Genomic DNA, 1,264 nt, shown 5'->3' on the forward strand with positions numbered 1-1,264 from the left:
TGAGCGTTCACATTGGTCCGGAAATGGTGTTCACGTTGAATCGGAATTGGTGTTCATGATCGGCCGGAATATGCAGGCTCCAACAACCTGGGCACTTTACGAGTGCCCATGGATGCACAGATCCTGATCAACGATGGTCAGCACCGTCGTAAAGCTATCGAAGAGGCGTTGGTAGAGCGCCCCGAACTGGGTCAGGACAACATCCCTGTCTTGTTCTTTGTCGATGAAGGGTTAACCCGAAGCCAGCAAATGTTTGCTGATCTCAACAAGTACGCGGTCAAACCCAGTCCGTCACTGTCAACGCTCTATGACCATAGAGATCAAGGCTCTGAGCTTGCTCGCCATTTGGCTACCAGCATGGAGCCCTTCGTCGGGCTTACTGAGATGGAAAAGTCGAGCATCTCCCAGCTCTCCAGCAAGCTATTCACCTTAAGTAGCATCAAACAGGCAACCCGAGCCCTACTGGGCAAGGGACCTAAAGAGGGCTGTACAGATGAAGAGGCCAAGCTGGCGGCTCTCTATTGGAAAGCGGTCTACGACCAGATGCCGGATTGGCAGATGGCCAGTCGCAAAGAAGTATCACCCGCCCAACTCCGGCAGGAGTATGTCCATGCTCACGGGGTCGGCTTGCAAGCTCTCGGTATGCTCGGCCGCTTCTTGATAAGCGAGCATCCTGATACCTGGCAAACAGACCTTGGTAAGCTCAAGACCATTGATTGGCGCAAAACCAACCCGGAATGGATTCGCAGAACCATGTCGCATGGCAAGCTAAGCAAGTCAACCACCGCGCTCCAGCTTACCTGCAACGCACTTAAAACCTCACTAAACCTCCCCCTCACTCCCGAGGAGAAGGTACTTGAAGCTCAGGTTGTCTCTCAATGAACCCCTTGATTCAGGCCCATGATCTGGCCGATTACGAAGATTTCATCAATACCGAGCCCTTTGCCGGCCGCCCACTGGCAGAGTATGTAGCTGAAGTACAACGTATCTATTGCGCAGACAAACGTCCCTGGGTCATTGGTTATAGCGGAGGTAAAGACTCTTCTGCTGTGCTGACGCTGGTCTATCTGGCACTGCTGGGGCTACCGCCTGAACTGCGCCACAAAGATGTCTTTGTCGTTTCATCAGACACCCTGGTCGAGACCCCTGTTGTCGTCGATTTGATCATTCGGACCATGGATCAAATCGAAACCTGATTACCCATGACCCTCAGCCAGCTTCAAGAGCCGATATGGCATCGGAGGGCTTGCCACGACTGCATGCC

The 1,264-nt window shown here is 53.2% G+C and carries 2 protein-coding genes; both read left to right on the forward strand.

Annotation, left to right across the window (positions count from 1 at the left end; genetic code table 11):
* The first annotated feature begins 87 nt into the window (after window positions 1-87).
* Window positions 88-882 carry a DNA sulfur modification protein DndB gene (locus tag PG887_RS22345; protein WP_270822940.1) on the forward strand — a complete coding sequence of 265 codons (795 nt, stop codon included), beginning with the start codon at window positions 88-90 and terminating at the stop codon, window positions 880-882.
* The gene (locus PG887_RS22350; RefSeq protein WP_270822939.1) at window positions 879-1,196 is read left to right on the forward strand and encodes a hypothetical protein; all 318 of its coding nucleotides are present in this window, start codon (window positions 879-881) and stop codon (window positions 1,194-1,196) included. Before PG887_RS22345 ends, PG887_RS22350 begins: the two co-directional genes overlap by 4 nt.
* Window positions 1,197-1,264 lie beyond the last annotated feature (68 nt).

Source organism: Aeromonas sp. QDB14 (assembly GCF_027707845.1).
In the GTDB taxonomy this organism is placed as follows: domain Bacteria; phylum Pseudomonadota; class Gammaproteobacteria; order Enterobacterales; family Aeromonadaceae; genus Aeromonas; species Aeromonas caviae.

Bases quoted from the DNA above. Each gene is read 5' to 3' on its own strand.
- PG887_RS22350 (WP_270822939.1), top strand. From the start codon at position 879: ATGAACCCCTTGATTCAGGCCCATGATCTGGCCGATTACGAAGATTTC.